Annotated in this window: 15 protein-coding genes; 13 read left to right on the top strand and 2 right to left on the bottom strand. The window is 74.2% G+C overall.

From position 1 onward, the window contains the following. Positions 1-35: 35 nt before the first annotated feature. The 6 genes from ITJ85_RS00280 (at position 36) to ITJ85_RS00255 (ending at position 4,809) form a co-directional block, all read left to right on the top strand. Complete coding sequence (locus ITJ85_RS00280) at positions 36-464, top strand: hypothetical protein (protein WP_217914356.1); 429 nt, start codon at positions 36-38, stop codon at positions 462-464. Then, the gene (locus ITJ85_RS00275) at positions 461-1,285 is read left to right on the top strand and encodes an AAA family ATPase (RefSeq protein ID WP_217914355.1); all 825 of its coding nucleotides are present in this window, start codon (positions 461-463) and stop codon (positions 1,283-1,285) included. Before ITJ85_RS00280 ends, ITJ85_RS00275 begins: the two co-directional genes overlap by 4 nt. Positions 1,286-1,298: 13 nt before the next feature. Then, positions 1,299-2,540, top strand: coding sequence for a VWA domain-containing protein (locus ITJ85_RS00270; protein ID WP_217914354.1), 1,242 nt, complete (start codon positions 1,299-1,301; stop codon positions 2,538-2,540). Positions 2,541-2,582: 42 nt separating this feature from the next. After that, positions 2,583-4,007, top strand: coding sequence for an NAD-dependent malic enzyme (locus ITJ85_RS00265; RefSeq protein WP_217914353.1), 1,425 nt, complete (start codon positions 2,583-2,585; stop codon positions 4,005-4,007). 129 nt (positions 4,008-4,136) lie between these two features. Next, positions 4,137-4,415, top strand: a complete 279-nt coding sequence (locus tag ITJ85_RS00260) for a hypothetical protein (RefSeq protein WP_217914352.1) — start codon at positions 4,137-4,139, stop codon at positions 4,413-4,415. A gap of 22 nt (positions 4,416-4,437) precedes the next feature. Beyond that, positions 4,438-4,809 carry a DUF3054 domain-containing protein gene (locus ITJ85_RS00255; RefSeq protein WP_217914351.1) on the top strand — a complete coding sequence of 124 codons (372 nt, stop codon included), beginning with the start codon at positions 4,438-4,440 and terminating at the stop codon, positions 4,807-4,809. Here ITJ85_RS00255 and ITJ85_RS00250 read toward each other — a convergent pair. Together ITJ85_RS00250 and ITJ85_RS00245 are read right to left on the bottom strand one after the other, a co-directional pair. Next, the gene (locus ITJ85_RS00250; protein WP_217914350.1) at positions 4,787-5,581 is read right to left on the bottom strand and encodes an ABC transporter permease; all 795 of its coding nucleotides are present in this window, start codon (positions 5,579-5,581) and stop codon (positions 4,787-4,789) included. The two genes, ITJ85_RS00255 and ITJ85_RS00250, sit on opposite strands and share 23 nt — an antisense overlap. After that, on the bottom strand, positions 5,578-5,883 hold the full coding sequence (locus tag ITJ85_RS00245; RefSeq protein ID WP_217914349.1) for a tetratricopeptide repeat protein: 306 nt from the start codon (positions 5,881-5,883) through the stop codon (positions 5,578-5,580). The genes ITJ85_RS00250 and ITJ85_RS00245 overlap by 4 nt, the downstream gene beginning before the upstream one ends. A gap of 171 nt (positions 5,884-6,054) precedes the next feature. Here ITJ85_RS00245 and ITJ85_RS00240 point away from each other — a divergent pair, with 171 nt between their 5' ends. From ITJ85_RS00240 to ITJ85_RS00210, 7 genes are all read left to right on the top strand, one after another. Continuing rightward, on the top strand, positions 6,055-6,411 hold the full coding sequence (locus tag ITJ85_RS00240; protein WP_217914348.1) for an NADH-quinone oxidoreductase subunit A: 357 nt from the start codon (positions 6,055-6,057) through the stop codon (positions 6,409-6,411). Next, positions 6,402-6,998 carry an NADH-quinone oxidoreductase subunit B gene (locus tag ITJ85_RS00235; RefSeq protein ID WP_217914347.1) on the top strand — a complete coding sequence of 199 codons (597 nt, stop codon included), beginning with the start codon at positions 6,402-6,404 and terminating at the stop codon, positions 6,996-6,998. Before ITJ85_RS00240 ends, ITJ85_RS00235 begins: the two co-directional genes overlap by 10 nt. Continuing rightward, positions 6,995-7,468 carry an NADH-quinone oxidoreductase subunit C gene (locus ITJ85_RS00230; protein WP_217914346.1) on the top strand — a complete coding sequence of 158 codons (474 nt, stop codon included), beginning with the start codon at positions 6,995-6,997 and terminating at the stop codon, positions 7,466-7,468. The genes ITJ85_RS00235 and ITJ85_RS00230 overlap by 4 nt, the downstream gene beginning before the upstream one ends. Before the next feature lie 144 nt (positions 7,469-7,612). Continuing rightward, positions 7,613-8,836 (top strand): NADH dehydrogenase (quinone) subunit D, encoded by a 1,224-nt coding sequence (gene nuoD, locus ITJ85_RS00225; protein ID WP_425517128.1) that lies wholly within the window; start codon positions 7,613-7,615, stop codon positions 8,834-8,836. Positions 8,837-8,864: 28 nt separating this feature from the next. Continuing rightward, the gene (locus tag ITJ85_RS00220) at positions 8,865-9,365 is read left to right on the top strand and encodes an NADH-quinone oxidoreductase subunit NuoE family protein (RefSeq protein WP_217914344.1); all 501 of its coding nucleotides are present in this window, start codon (positions 8,865-8,867) and stop codon (positions 9,363-9,365) included. 3 nt (positions 9,366-9,368) lie between these two features. Next, positions 9,369-10,673: an NADH-quinone oxidoreductase subunit NuoF gene (gene nuoF / locus ITJ85_RS00215; protein ID WP_217914343.1), complete on the top strand. Its 1,305-nt coding sequence runs from the start codon at positions 9,369-9,371 to the stop codon at positions 10,671-10,673. Beyond that, complete coding sequence (locus ITJ85_RS00210) at positions 10,666-12,960, top strand: NADH-quinone oxidoreductase subunit G (protein WP_217914342.1); 2,295 nt, start codon at positions 10,666-10,668, stop codon at positions 12,958-12,960. Before nuoF ends, ITJ85_RS00210 begins: the two co-directional genes overlap by 8 nt. The last annotated feature ends 11 nt before the right edge of the window (positions 12,961-12,971 follow it).

Genomic DNA, 12,971 nt, shown 5'->3' with positions numbered 1-12,971 from the left:
TGCCCCGGGGGCCGCATCGCGACTACCCTCCCCCGGTGAGCTCCGTGTCCCGGATCCTGCGGCTCTGCCTGCTCGCCCTGGCCCTCGCGGCCTGCGGCGCGGGGGCCGCGACCGCCCAGTCGGCGGCCAGCGACGTCGACCGCGTCTTCCTCGACTACGCCCAGGACCGCAGCATCGACGGCGCGTACAGCGCGGGCGAGCTGCGCGCGGCGCTGGAGCGCACCGGCGGCGACGCCGCCTACCGCGACTTCGAGCGCGCCGTGCAGCGCGTGTTCGACCGCGACATCCTCGGCCTGTCCGACGACGGGCCCTCGGGCGCCGGCGGCGCCTCGGGCCTGGAGCTGCCGGAGCCGCAGGCGCCGGGCGACCAGCCGCCGTGGCCGCTGCTGGCCCTGACCGGGCTCGCCGGCGCGCTCGTGCTGGCCGGCGTGGGCAGCACCGTGGTGCGGCGCGCGCGCCGGTGAGGTTCGGGGGCACCGCCGGCTACATCGCGAACGACGAGCTCCGGGCCTCGGTCGATGTGGCGCTGGCGCTCGAGCGGCCGCTGCTGGTGCGCGGCGAGCCGGGCACGGGCAAGACGCTGCTGGCCGAGGCGGTCGCGGAGTCGCTCGGCATGGAGCTGCTGGTGTGGGGGGTCAAGTCCACCACACGCGCCCAGGACGGGCTCTACGTCTACGACACCGTCCAGCGCCTCTACGACAGCCAGTTCGGCGACGGCGACCCGGCGGACATCGCCCGCTACATCCGGCTGGGGCGCCTGGGCGAGGCCTTCGCCGCGCCGCGGCGCACCGTGCTGCTGATCGACGAGATCGACAAGGCCGACCTCGAGTTCCCCAACGACCTGCTCTGGGAGCTCGACCGCATGAGCTTCCACATCCCGGAGACCGGCCAGACGATCGCGGCGGCCCACCGGCCGGTGGTGATCGTGACCTCCAACGCCGAGAAGGAGCTGCCCGACGCCTTCCTGCGCCGGTGCGTCTTCCACTACATCGCGTTCCCCGACCCGGACGAGATGGAGCGGATCGTGCGGGTGCACCACCCGGACCTGGAGGACGCGCAGCTGGGCGGCGCGCTGGAGGCCTTCTACCTGCTGCGTTCGTTCGAGGGGCTGCAGAAGCGGCCCACCACGAGCGAGCTGATCGACTGGGTGCAGGCGCTGGTGGTGGCCGGCGTGCCCGCCGAGCGGGTGGTGGCCGAGCTGCCCTTCCTCGGCGTCGTGCTGAAGACGCCGCAGGACGTCGAGATGGCCCGCCGCCACCTCGCCGTGCGCGCCCGGGCCGGGTAGCGCCGGAGCCGGGGTGTTCGAGGGGCTCTTCCACGCCCTGCGCGCCCGCGGCGTGCCGGTGGCGATGGACGAGTGGCTGGGGCTGCAGGACGCGCTGGCGCGCGGCCTGGCCGACTCGAGCCTGTCGCGCTTCTACCTGCTCGCCCGGGCGCTGCTGGTGAAGTCGGAGCGCCACTACGACGACTACGACCTGGCCTTCGCCGAGTACCTGTCGGGCCTCGAGCCGGCCGACGACGCGATCGCCGACCGCGTGTGGGAGTGGCTGGCCGGCCACCCGCGGCCGCTCGAGCCGACCGCCGAGCAGCGCGCCGCCCTGGAGCGGGCGATGTCGCGCGTCGACCTCGAGGCCCTGCGGCGGCGGCTGGAGGAGCGCATGCGCGAGCAGCGCGAGGCCCACCACGGCGGCTCCCGGCACATCGGCACCGGCGGCACGTCGCCGCTCGGCCACGGCGGGTGGCACCCGGGCGGCGTGCGGATCGGCGGGGCGGGGCGGCACCGCACCGCCGCCCAGGTCGCCGCGGAGCGGCGCTTCCGCGAGCACCGCACCGACGAGACGCTCGGCGTGCGCGAGATGGGCGTGGCCCTGCGCCGCCTGCGCCGCCTGACCAGCCGCCTGGAGGGCCCGGCCACCGAGCTCGACCTGGAGGGGACGATCGACGCGACCGCCGACGCCGGCGGCTCGCTGCGGCTGGTGCACCGCCGGCCCCGGCGCAACGCGGTGCGGGTGGTGCTGCTGCTGGACGTGGGCGGCTCCATGGACGAGCACGCCGCGCTGGTCGACCGGCTCTTCTCGGCGGTGCACGGCGCGGCGCGCTTCCGCGAGCTGACCGTGCGCTACTTCCACAACTGCGTCTACGACCGGCTCTACGAGACCGCCCGCATGCTGCCCTCGCGCGCCGAGCCCACCCTCGAGCTGCTCGCCCGCACGACGCCCGCGCACAAGCTCGTGGTGGTGGGCGACGCCTGCATGGCCCCCAGCGAGCTGACGATGGCCGGCGGGGCGATCGACTACGGGCAGCGCAACGACGAGCCGGGCTGGACCTGGCTGGGGCGCCTCGCCGGCCGCTTCCCGGCCCGCGCCTGGCTCAACCCGGTGCCCCGCAGCTGGTGGGCCCACGTCCACGGCGCGCCGACGCTCGCGGCCGTCGCGTCGCTCTTCCCCATGCACGAGCTGTCGGTCGACGGCCTCGACGCGGCGGTCGACGGCCTGATGGCCGCGACCCCCGGCGCGCCGCGCGCGCGCGCCGCGGGATAGCATTCCCGGCTCAGCCCGATCCCGGAACAGAGGCCCGATCGCATGTCGAACGCCAACTACTCGCTGACCATCCGCGCCGCCATCCCGGCGCGCGTAGGGATGCTCGGCCGCGTGATGGCCGCGATCGGCGAGGCCGGCGGCCAGGTGGGCGGGGTCGACATCGCGCGCTCGACGACGGACGCGATCACCCGCGACATCACGGTCTACGCCCGCGACGAGGCGCACGCCGCCACGATCAGCCGCGCGGTGGAGGCCGTCGAGGGCGTCGTGGTGGAGTCGACCATCGACCGCGTCTTCATGTCGCACGCGGGCGGCAAGATCGGCATGCGCAACCGGGTGCCGGTGGCGACCCGCGACGACCTCTCGATGGCCTACACCCCCGGCGTCGCGCGCGTCTGCATGGCGATCCACGACGACCCCGACGCGGCCTGGGACTACACGATCAAGGGCAACAGCGTCATGGTCGTGAGCGACGGCAGCTCGGTGGTGGGCCAGGGGGACCTCGGCGCCATCGCCTCGCTGCCCGCGCTCGAGGGCAAGGCCGCGCTGCTGCAGAAGCTGGCCGGCATCGACGCCTTCCCGCTGCCGGTGGACCTGCGCGACCCGGCCGAGATCGCCGAGGCCGTGGTGCTGATCTCCTCCGTGTTCGCGGGGATCCACCTCTCGGACATCGCCGCGCCGCGCTGCTTCGAGGTGCAGCGGCTGATCGCCGAGCGGGTGGACGTGCCCGTCTTCCACGAGGACCAGGAGGGCACCGCCGCGGCCGTGCTCGCCGCGCTGACCAACGGCCTGACGGTGGCCGGCACCGCGCCGGCCGACGCGACCGTCGTCGTCGCGGGCCTCGGCCCGGGCGGGCAGGCGGTGGTGCGCCTGCTGGTCGCCGCCGGCGTCGGCTCGGTGATCGCCTGCGACAGCCGCGGGGCCGTCCACGCGGGCCGCGAGGGCACCGACGACGAGGGCCTGGCCTGGATCGCGGAGCACACCAACCCCGAGCGCCGCACCGGCGGGGTCCGCGAGCTGGTGCGCGGCGCCGACGCGTTCGTGGGCCTCTCGGCGCCCGGCATCCTGTCGGCCGACGACGTGCGCGCGATGGCGGCCGACCCGGTGGTGCTCGCCCTGGCGATGCCCGACCCCGAGCTGCTGCCCGCCGACGCCGCCGGCGTCGCCCGGGTCTACGCGACCGGCCGCCCGGACGTGCCGAACCAGATCAACTCGGGCCTGGCCTCGCCGGGCATCTGGCGCGGCGCGCTCGACTGCCGCGCGACGGAGGTCACCCAGGAGATGACCCTGGCCGCCGCGCAGGCGATCGCCGCCACCGCGGCCGAGGACGCGGAGCTGTCGCCGGTCAACGTGGTGCCCTCGATCTTCAGCGCCCGCCTGGTGCCGAACGTCGCCGCGGCGGTGCGCGCGGCGGCCGAGCGCACGGGCGTCGCGCGCGTCGGCGCGTCGGCCCCCGCGACCGTCTGACGGTCCCGGTCGCCCGTCCGCCCGCCGGCCCGCGCGCCGGCGGGCGGCGCCGGTCGCCCCTCCCGCTGGCCCGCCGCCCGCCGCGGTCGTAGGCTCGCGGCCCCGCGGCTGGTGAGGGGGTTCGGCGAGATGCTCCTGGCACGGGTGACGATCGGCGACTTCGACCGGTTCTGGGCGACGTTCACGAAGGCCGGCGCCGACCACCGGCGCGCGCACGGCTCGGCCGGAGCGCGCGTGTTCCGGGACGTCGACCGGCCGACCGAGATCGTCGTGCTCTTCGAGTGGTCCGCGGAGGACTACCGGCGCTTCATGGAGGACCCGGAGACGCGGCGCATCATGGCGGAGGCCGGCCTCGCCGGGCCGCCGGAGACGATCGAGCTGGAGCCGGTGGGCGAGACCGGCGCGTAGCGGCGGCGGCTACCCTGGGTGCGTGACCGCCCGCCTCGCAGCCGTCGCCGACGCCGCGTGCATCGTGGCGTTCGCGGCGATGGGGCGGGCCAGCCACGACGAGGGGTCGGCCCTCGGCGGGACGCTCGCCACGGCGGCGCCCTTCCTCATCGGGGGCGCCGCCGGGTGGGCGCTCGGGCGGGCCTGGCGGCGGCCGCTCGACCCCGCGGCGGGCGCGGCCGTCTGGGCCGGCGCCCTCGTGGTGGGCATGGCGCTGCGCAACCTGGCCTGGGACCGGGGCACCGCGCCCTCGTTCGTGGTGGTGACCGCGATCGTGCTGGGCCTGCTGCTGCTGGGCTGGCGCGCCGCCTGGCGGCTGCGCGCCCGGCGCGTCAGCGGAGCAGGGTCCGCCTGAGGCGGGCGGCGGGCCAGGGGAACACGGCCAGCAGCACCGCGAGCAGCGCGCCCACGTGGGCGAGGGTGGCCGCGTCGGCGCCGCCCAGCGTGAGGTCGCGGGTGGCGGCCACGAGGTGCGACAGCGGCAGGCACCAGCCCACCGCCTGTGCCCAGTCGGGCAGCCCGGAGAACGGGAAGAAGACGCCGCCGAACAGGAACATCGGCGTCAGCAGGCCGGTGAAGAGGATGTTGAAGTGCTCGATGTTCGAGACGAGGCTCGTGTACATCATCCCGAGCACCGCGAACGTGAGGGCCCCGATCGCGAACACCGGCGGCAGCAGCAGCGCCATCGGCGTGTGCACCAGGCCGAAGGCGGCCATGACCACGAGGAACACCACCCCGTAGACGACCGCCCGGGTGGCCGCCCAGAGGTACTCGCCCACCACCACGTCGGCGAGCGACAGCGGCGTGGTCACGACGGCCTCCACCACCTTGCGGACGTGGATGCGGACGAACGAGTTGTAGGTGGTCTCGATGATCGCCCCGAACATCACGGTGGAGGCGGCGACCCCGGGGGCGATGAAGTCGACGTAGTCCACGCCCTCCACGGTGGTGAGGTACGTGCCGAGGCCGAGGCCCATGATCGCCAGGTAGGCGATCGCCTCGAGGAAGCGCGGCGTGAGCGTGGTGAGGAGGGTGGAGCGGCCCACCGTGGCGTTGCGCTGCCACATGCGCAGCGCCCCGCGGGGCCGGAAGGCGTACGCCGCGCGCACGCGGGCGGCCGCGCTCACAGGGCGTCGAGCGCGGCCCCGAAGTCGTCCGCCATGCCGGTGTGGCCGTGCTTGAGGCTCTGGTCGATGCCCGCCAGGTAGGCGTCGGCGGCCTCGTCGATGCGCCCGAGCGCCGTCAGCGCCTCGGCGAGCCGGCCCCAGGCGTTGCCCTCGTCCTCGGCCAGCTCGAGGTAGGCCCGCAGCTCGCGCACGGCCTCCTCCCAGCGCTCGGCGTGCAGCAGCTCGTTGGCGTAGGCGAAGCGCGCCCGGGCCACCGAGGGGTCCTCCTCCACGAGGCGCGCGAAGTACTCCAGGCGGTCCACGACCCGCCACGCTACACCGGCCGCCGATGCGTGGTCCGGCCGGCCCCGGGGCAGATACGGACCGTTGCGATCGTCACATTGTCGCGACCCGAGGGGGCCCGTTGCTAGCGTGCAGCCCCGGAACCCCCGCCGGCCGCGCCATTCGAGGCCGGCCCGACGTCCGAGAGGCGCGTGGAGCTCTCCGACTACCTGCCGATCCTGATCTATTTCGCTGCCGGCCTCGCCGTGGCCGGCGCGATCTTCGCGCTGAGCAAGCTGGTGCGCCCGCGGCCCAACCCGATGAAGGCGCTGCCGTACGAGAGCGGCATCCTGCCGGCGGCGCCGGTGCGCCAGCGGTTCTCGATCGACTTCTACCTCACGGCGATGCTGTTCATCGTCTTCGACATCGAGCTGGCCTTCCTCTACCCGGTCGCCGTCACGCTGCGCGACGACGGCCTGCTGGGGCTGGTGGTGCTGCTCGTCTTCGTCTTCACGGTGATCGAGGCGCTCGTCTACATCTGGAAGAAGGGGGCGCTCGAATGGCGCTGATCCCACCGCCCGGCAGCCCGATCGAGCGCGCGCCGCGGACCGACCCGCAGATCGACCGCGACCTGCGCGAGGCCGAGGAGCGCGAGTTCGAGAAGAGCCTGCTGCTGACGACGCTCGACAAGGCGCTCTCGTGGGCGCGCTCCAGCTCCATGTGGCCGGCCACCTTCGGCCTGGCCTGCTGCGCGATCGAGATGATGCACACGGCCACGCCGCGCTATGACATCGCCCGCTTCGGCGCCGAGGTGTTCCGCGCCTCGCCGCGCCAGGCCGACCTGATGATCGTGTCGGGGCGGGTCGCCCAGAAGATGGCCCCGGTGCTGCGGCGCATCTACGACCAGATGCTCGAGCCCAAGTGGGTGATCTCGATGGGCGCCTGCGCCTCGACCGGCGGCGTCTTCAACAACTACGCGCTGGTGCAGGGCGTCGACAAGGTGGTGCCGGTCGACGTCTACGTGCCCGGCTGCCCGCCGCGGCCGGAGAGCCTCATCGAGGGCATCCTCGTGCTGCACAACACCGTGGGCTCGAAGGGCCTGAAGAGCTCGGCCGACCTGCGCCGCGAGGGCCGGCGGGAGCCCGCGGGCCGGTGAGCGAGGTCGCCGCCACGATCGAGGCCGCGGTGCGCGGCTCGGTCACCGAGGAGGTGCTGCACGCCGGCGAGCTCACGATCGGGGTCGCCAAGGAGCGCCTGCTCGAGGTGGCGCGCTTCCTGAAGGGGCCGCCGCTGTCGTTCGCCCTGCTGTCGGACGTGACCTGCGCCGACTTCCCCGAGCGGCCCGGCCGCTTCCGGGTGGCGTACCACCTGCTGTCGCTCGCGAGCGGCAACCGCCTGCGCCTGCGCGTGTGGGCCGGCGCCGACGCGCCCGAGGTGGAGTCGGTGACGAGCGTCTGGCCCACGGCCAACTGGCACGAGCGGGAGGTCTACGACCTGTTCGGGGTGCGGTTCCGCAACCACCCGGACCTGACCCGCATCATGATGCCGCTCGACTGGGAGGGGCACCCGCTGCGGCGGGACTACCCGCTCGGCGGCGAGGAGGTGCAGTTCACCGATGCGGTGTAGCCGGACGGAGGGCGCCCGATGACCAGCGTCGAGCGCGGGGGCGGCCTGCCGATCGCCGAGGAGGCGCGCGAGGCCCACATCCTGGCCGAGAAGGAGGGGCGCCCGCTCACCGACACCGAGCGGGCGATCGCCGGCGCCGAGGCCATGACGCCGCAGGAGGCCGTCGCCACCCTGGAGGCGGCCCACGAGTCGCGGCCCGGCTCGCGCCAGCCGATGATCATCAACCTCGGCCCGCAGCACCCCTCGACCCACGGCGTGCTGCGCCTGATCACCGAGCTCGACGGCGAGGTGATCCGCGACATCCACCCGGTGATCGGCTACCTGCACACCGGCATCGAGAAGCAGTGCGAGAACAAGATGTACTGGCAGGCCATCACGCTCGTCACGCGGATGGACTACCTGGCGTCGTTCTTCAACATCCACGCCTACACGGCGGCGGTCGAGCGGCTGCTGGAGCTCGAGATCCCCGAGCGCGCCGAGTACATCCGCGTGATCATGAGCGAGCTCAACCGCATCGCGAGCCACCTGGTCTGGCTCGGCACGAGCGGCCTCGAGCTCGGCGCGCTGACGGTGATGTTCTACACCTACCGCGAGCGCGAGAAGGCCCTCGACCTGTGCGAGATGATCTCGGGCGAGCGGATGAACTACCGCTACTTCCAGGTCGGCGGGTGCTCGGACGACATGCCGCCCGGCTTCGAGCAGCGGCTGCGCGCGTTCATCGACGAGATGCCGGCGCGCATCGACGAGTACGAGGGCCTGCTCACCGAGAACCCGATCTGGGTGGACCGCACGAAGAACGTGGGCGTGCTGCCGGCCGAGCAGCTCATCGATCTCGGCGTGACCGGCCCGGCGCTGCGCGCGGCCGGCGTCGACCTCGACCTGCGCAAGACCACGCCGTACTCGGGCTACGAGCACTTCGACTTCAACGTGCCGCTCGGCACCCGCGGCGACGCCTACGACCGCTACACGGTGCGCATCCGCGAGATGCGCGAGTCGGTGCGGATCATCGGCCAGGCGCTGGACGGCATGCCCGAGGGCGGCCACATCGCCGACGACCGCAAGGTGGTGCTGCCGCCGCGCGGCGAGCTCGCGACCTCGATGGAGGCGCTGATCCACCACTTCAAGCTGGTCACGGAGGGCTTCCGCGTGCCCGAGGGCGAGGCCTACTACAGCGTGGAGAGCCCGCGCGGCGAGCTCGGCTGCTACGTGGTGGCCGACGGCTCGCCGAAGCCGCGCCGCGTGCACATGCGCGACCCCTCCTTCGTCAACCTGCAGGCGCTGCGGCCGATGGCCCGCGGCTCGTACCTGGCCGACCTGATCACGATGATCGGGTCGCTGGACAACGTGATGGGCGGTGTCGACCGATGACGGACGACGTGATGGGCGGTGTCGACCGATGACCGTCGAGGAGATCCGCGCCCACATCGACCCGATCCGGCACGAGTTCGCCGAGGCGCGGTCGCTGATCCTGCCGGCGCTGAAGTTCGCCCAGACCGAGAAGGGCCACCTCACCCGCGAGGACCTCGAGGCGGTCGGCGAGGCGACCGGCTTCTCGGCCGCCTACGTCGAGAGCGTGGCCTCGTTCTACGACCGCCTCTACCTGCGCCCCACCGGCGAGCGGGTGGTGTCGGTGTGCGTGACGCTGTCGTGCATGCTGCGCGGCGCCGACGAACTGCTCGAGCACGTCTGCGAGCGCGAGGGCCTGCCCCACGACGGCGGCACCAGCGAGGACGGCCGCATCACCGTGCAGGAGGTCCAGTGCCTGGGCTACTGCGACCGCGCCCCGTGCGTGCAGGTGGACGCCGAGGAGACGCGCGGCCCGCTCAGCCTCGACGACGCGGACGCCCTGCTCGAGGAGCTGCGCTCCAGCCCCCGCCCCGAGCGTCTCTGGAGATAAGGGATGCCCCAGCGCAACGTCATCTACCGCCAACGCGAGGCGGGTGGGCCGCTCACGGACCTGTCGGACTACCGGCGGGCCGGCGGCTACGAGTCGCTCCGCACCGTGCTGACCACCATGGACCGCGACGAGGCCGTCTACGCGTTCGTGCGCTCGGGCCTGCGCGGGCGCGGCGGCGCCGGCTTCCCCATGGGGCGCAAGGCCAGCTTCATCCCCAAGGACTCGCCGCTGCCGGCGTACGTCGTCTGCAACGCGGACGAGAGCGAGCCCGGCACGTTCAAGGACCGCGAGCTGATCGAGACCAACCCCTTCCAGCTGCTGGAGGGGATCACGATCGCCGGCTACGCGATCGGCGCGGTGCGCGGCTACATCTACATCCGCGGCGAGTACGAGCACCAGGCGCGCGTGCTCGACGCCGCGATCGCCCAGGCGCGCGCGGCCGGCATGCTGGGCGACAGCGTGCTCGGGTCGGGCTTCGCGTTCGACATCACGCTCTACCGCGGCGCCGGCGCCTACATCTGCGGCGAGGAGACGGCGCTGCTCGAGAGCCTCGAGGGCAAGCGCGGCCAGCCGCGCCTCAAGCCGCCCTTCCCGGCGGTCGCCGGGCTCTACGCGTCGCCGACGCTCATCAACAACGTCGAGACGCTCTCGGCGCTGCCGCCGATCATCGAGCACGGCCCCGACTGGTACGCCTCGATGGGCACCGAGAAGAGCACGGGCACGAAGGTGTTCTCGATCTCGGGCCACGTGATGCGGCCCGGCAACTACGAGATCGTGCTGCACGACACCACGCTGCGGGAGCTGATCTTCGACATCGCGGGCGGCCTCCGCCCCGGGCGCCGCTTCAAGGCGGCCTGGGTGGGCGGCTCGAGCGTCAACGTGGTGGGCGAGGAGGCCCTCGACACCCCGCTCGACTACGAGGCGCTGGCCGAGGCCGGCAGCTCGCTGGGCTCGGCCGGCTGCATCGTGATGGACGACTCCGGCTCCATCGTGCACTCGACCCTGCGGCTGGCGAGGTTCTACCGCCACGAGTCGTGCGGCAAGTGCACGCCGTGCCGCGAGGGCATGATCTGGCTCGACAAGATCCTGCAGCGGATCGTCGACGGCGAGGGCCGCATGGAGGACCTCGAGCTGATCGAGTCGCTCGCCGGCCGCATGGGCGGCCGGGTGCTCTGCGCCCTGGCCGACACCGGCATCCTGCCGGTGCGCAGCGCGATCCGGCGCTTCCGCGACGAGTTCGTGCGCTCGATCGAGAACGGCGGCGAGCCGCGACCCGAGCCGATGATGGAGGTGGCCGTCGGTGGCTGACTACGCGCCCGTCGACCTGACCGCCGAGGGCCAGGTCGAGTTCGAGCTCAACGGCCGCAAGGTGACCGCGCCGGCCGGGACGATGCTGGTCGATGCCGCGTTCGCGCACGGCGTCGAGGTGCCGATCTTCTGCTACGAGCCGCGCCTCGGGCCGCCCGTGGGCGCGTGCCGCATGTGCCTCGTGGAGGTCGAGGGCATGCGCGGCCTGCAGACCGCCTGCAGCACCCCCGTGCAGCCGGACATGGTGGTGCGGACCACCTCGGAGCTTGCGAAGGACGGCCAGGACGGCGTGCTCGAGTTCCTGCTCGAGAACCACCCGCTGGACTGCCCGGTGTGCGACAAGGGCGGCGAGTGCCCGCTGCAGGACCGCACCTTCCGCTTCGGTCCCGGCAAAACCCGCTTCGTCGAGCCAAAGCGCCACTTCCCGAAGCCCCTCGACCTGTCGTCGCTGATCGCGATCGACCGCGAGCGCTGCATCCAGTGCTGGCGCTGCGTGCGCTTCAGCCAGGACGTGGCCGAGGACAAGCTGCTGGTGATGGAGGACCGCGGCGCGGGCTCGGTGGTGGCCACGCTGACCGGCGACCAGTACGTGGGGCGCTTCACCGGCAACGTCATCGACCTGTGCCCGGTGGGGGCGCTCACCTCCATCCCGTACCGCTTCCGCGCCCGCCCCTGGGACATCCGCAACACCCCGTCGGTGTGCGGCCACTGCCCCTGCGGCTGCAACGTGGAGCTCACCGAGCGCGAGGGGGCCGTGCAGCGCGTCACCGGGCGGCCCGACCCGAACTACGCGGTCGAGGAGGGCTGGCTGTCGGACCTGTGCCGCTTCGCGTACGCGGGCAACGACGGCCCGGACCGCCTGCGCGCGCCGGCGATCCGCGACGAGGGCCGCGTGAAGGAGGCGCAGCTCGACGAGGCGGTCGACGCCGCGGCGCTCGTGCTGGGCCGGGGCGGGAAGGTGGGGATCCTCGTCGGCCCGCGGGCGACCGTGGAGGAGGGCTTCCTCGCCCAGGAGCTGGCACGCGCCGCGCTGCCCGGCGCCCTCGTGCAGCGCCTCGGCATCCCGGGCGCCGGCCTCGAGGCGATCCGCTCCCAGCCCGCCGCCCAGCTCGGCGACATCGACGGCGCCGACCTGGTGGTGGTCGTCGGCGGCGACCCGGGCGAGCAGCAGGGCATCGTGGAGCTGCGGGTGCGCAAGGCGCGCCGCCGCGGGGCGACCGTGGTCACCGTGGGCCCCCGGCCGCACGGCCTCGAGGGGCTCGGCACGGCCGTGCGCAGCGAGCCGGGCCGCCTGGCCGCCGCGCTCGAGGCGCTCGAGCTGCCGGCCGCCGAGCGGATGATCGTGCTGTGGGACGAGGCCGACCTGGCCGCCGAGCCGGACGCCGCGGGCGCGCTGGCCCGCCTGGCCGGCGAGCGCGGGGCCCGCCAGATCGAGCTGGGGCTCGACGTCAACGGCGCCGGCCTGCGCGCGCTGGGCATGGGCGCCACCGAGGTGCTCGACGCGGCCCGCCGGGGCGAGATCGACACCCTGCTGACGATCCACGCCGACCCGCTCGACGGCCCCGGCGGCCCCGAGTGGGGCTGGGCCCTCGGCCGCGTGCGGGCGCGGGTGGCGATCGCCTCGTTCGCCTCCACGCTCACCGAGAGCTCGACCGTCACGATCCCGGCCTCGACGCACTACGAGACCGAGGGCGTCTACGTCTCGATGAACGGGCGGGCCCAGCGCCTGCGCCCGGTCACGGCCGGCCCGGAGGCCTCCGCCCCCGGCTGGGAGATCCTCATCGCCCTCATGCACCGACTGGGCGCCCCGCCGCCGTACCGGACGGCCGCCGCGACCTTCGCCGCGGCCGCCGCCGCGCGGCCGGCGCTCGCGGGGCTTGACTACGACGCGCTCGGCGTGCTCGGCGCGCCGGTGGCCGGCGTCGCACCGGTCTCGCCCAACGGTGTCAACGGCCCCCGCGAGCCCGCCGGCACCGGCCTGCCGCTCGTGACGACCACCCGCATGTTCGGCGGGGCCGACGCATACCGCGCCGAGGCGCTCGCGTGGGTGCGCACCGGCGCCGAGCTGGTGCTCAACCCGGCCGAGGGCGCCCGCCTGGGCCTGGCCGACGGCGCGCGGGCCCGCCTGCGCTCGCCGTTCGGCGAGTGCGCGCTGCCGGTGCGGCTCGACCCGGCGCACCCGGCGGGGGCCGCCTTCGCCACCACCGGGGTCCCGGAGGCGGGCGTCGAGCGCCTGCTGCCGGCCGACCGCGGCCCGGTGCGGGTCGAGATCGAGGTCGTCGGGTGATCGACGAGCCG

It is taken from the genome of Miltoncostaea marina, from assembly GCF_018141525.1.
Lineage (GTDB): Bacteria > Actinomycetota > Thermoleophilia > Miltoncostaeales > Miltoncostaeaceae > Miltoncostaea > Miltoncostaea marina.
Note: the sequence above shows the minus strand (reverse complement) of the source record. Positions and strands in the feature narration are given on the sequence as shown.

Excerpts from the sequence above, each read along its gene's own strand:
- ITJ85_RS00265 (WP_217914353.1), top strand. The coding sequence starts at position 2,583 with ATGTCGAACGCCAACTACTCGCTGACCATCCGCGCCGCCATCCCGGCG.
- ITJ85_RS00260 (WP_217914352.1), top strand. The coding sequence starts at position 4,137 with ATGCTCCTGGCACGGGTGACGATCGGCGACTTCGACCGGTTCTGGGCG.
- ITJ85_RS00235 (WP_217914347.1), top strand. The coding sequence starts at position 6,402 with ATGGCGCTGATCCCACCGCCCGGCAGCCCGATCGAGCGCGCGCCGCGG.
- nuoD (WP_425517128.1), top strand. The coding sequence starts at position 7,613 with ATGACGCCGCAGGAGGCCGTCGCCACCCTGGAGGCGGCCCACGAGTCG.
- ITJ85_RS00220 (WP_217914344.1), top strand. The coding sequence starts at position 8,865 with ATGACCGTCGAGGAGATCCGCGCCCACATCGACCCGATCCGGCACGAG.
- nuoF (WP_217914343.1), top strand. The coding sequence starts at position 9,369 with ATGCCCCAGCGCAACGTCATCTACCGCCAACGCGAGGCGGGTGGGCCG.